Genomic DNA, 1,318 nt, shown 5'->3' with positions numbered 1-1,318 from the left:
GCCATAAAGGCTGCGGATTCCCTTGACGTAAAATCAGTATGTTAAATCCAGAGCGTGGTGATGCATCCCGGAGCGATCAGCATTTTAATCCAAAACAGGCGTGTCATAACAGCATTATTCCCTATTATTCAACAAAGCCCAGTTTTGGTAGAAAATGCTTGTCCCCTCAGGTGTACAGTTTTCTCATGAGGCCTAACTGCATGATTTTGCGTTGCGATGATCCGTCGTTTCACTGGACTGCCAGCATAAAATCTATTTATTCAACAAAGCCATTAAAATGCTGATCGCTCCGGGATGCATCACCACGCTCTGGATTTAACATACTGATTTTACGTCAAGGGAATCCGCAGCCTTTATGGCTACGCAGCATAATATCTATTTATTCAACAAAGCCGACCCAATATAGAGGTTACCATGTCTAATTTTGAAAAATATAAATCTGCATTTGTTACAACGTTTGATATTGATAATGAAAATGGCATTGAAGAACTTAAGTATCAATCTATCGAAGCGTGGGATTCAGTCGGTCACATGGGGTTGGTTGCTGCATTAGAAGACGACTTTGGCATTATGCTTGATACAGATGACATCGTTGATTTGAGTTCTTTCCAAAAAGGAATTGAAATACTTAAGAAGTATAATGTTGAAATTTGAGTGAGACAGCGATGAGTGACATCAATATTCTGCGCGATCTTGGGCCTTTAGATATCCAGAAATATCAACAAAATCGTTTTCCTTGTTTTTTTGTTGATGCTATTGAAGAAGCCATTCCTGGTAAAAGTGCTCGGGGATTTAAAAATTTTACTTACAATGAGTGGTTTTTCCCCGCTCATTTTGAGGACGAGCCTGTTGTTCCTGGTTTTATTCTTATCGAAACGCTGACACAAGTGTTTTTGATGACTTTCTTAACAAAACCAGAGAATAAAGGGAAGAAGACAGGCTTCTTGTCTGTTAAAAACGCAAATTTTAAACAGAAGGTTATTCCAGGAAAACGTTTGGATATTGTGGCTGAACTTGATTCTTATTCCAGAGGGATTGCGAAAGGGAAATCTACTGGGTTTATCAATGGTGAGGTTGTTTGTCAGGTTGAGTTGGTTGTTGCTGTGCCTGATACGCTAAACCTATATCTTCCAAAGTAGATTTTATTTCGTAGGAGGGCTTTGTTGAATAAATCAGAACGGCTTTGTTGAATAAATAGATATTATGCTGCGTAGCCATAAAGGCTGCGGATTCCCTTGACGTAAAATCAGTATGTTAAATCCAGAGCGTGGTGATGCATCCCGGAGCGATCAGCATTTTAATCCAAAACAGGTGTGTC

The 1,318-nt window shown here is 39.5% G+C and carries 3 protein-coding genes; all 3 read left to right on the top strand.

The genetic code is table 11. The annotated features are described in order from the left end of the window. Window positions 1-38: 38 nt before the first annotated feature. The 3 genes from QZ506_RS05645 to QZ506_RS05635 all read left to right on the top strand — a co-directional run bounded on the left by QZ506_RS05645 (window position 39) and on the right by QZ506_RS05635 (window position 1,139). A complete protein-coding gene (locus QZ506_RS05645; RefSeq protein WP_291969669.1) occupies window positions 39-284 on the top strand; it encodes a hypothetical protein in 246 nt (81 codons plus the stop codon). A gap of 130 nt (window positions 285-414) precedes the next feature. Further along, complete coding sequence (locus tag QZ506_RS05640) at window positions 415-654, top strand: acyl carrier protein (protein WP_291969667.1); 240 nt, start codon at window positions 415-417, stop codon at window positions 652-654. Window positions 655-665: 11 nt separating this feature from the next. Further along, window positions 666-1,139 carry a 3-hydroxyacyl-ACP dehydratase FabZ family protein gene (locus QZ506_RS05635; RefSeq protein WP_291969665.1) on the top strand — a complete coding sequence of 158 codons (474 nt, stop codon included), beginning with the start codon at window positions 666-668 and terminating at the stop codon, window positions 1,137-1,139. The last annotated feature ends 179 nt before the right edge of the window (window positions 1,140-1,318 follow it).

This window comes from Candidatus Symbiopectobacterium sp., assembly GCF_020054415.1.
Taxonomy (GTDB): Bacteria; Pseudomonadota; Gammaproteobacteria; order Enterobacterales; family Enterobacteriaceae; genus Symbiopectobacterium.
Note: the sequence above shows the minus strand (reverse complement) of the source record. Positions and strands in the feature narration are given on the sequence as shown.

Coding starts and splice junctions, on each gene's coding strand:
- QZ506_RS05645 (WP_291969669.1), top strand. CDS start 39: ATGTTAAATCCAGAGCGTGGTGATGCATCCCGGAGCGATCAGCATTTT.
- QZ506_RS05640 (WP_291969667.1), top strand. CDS start 415: ATGTCTAATTTTGAAAAATATAAATCTGCATTTGTTACAACGTTTGAT.
- QZ506_RS05635 (WP_291969665.1), top strand. CDS start 666: ATGAGTGACATCAATATTCTGCGCGATCTTGGGCCTTTAGATATCCAG.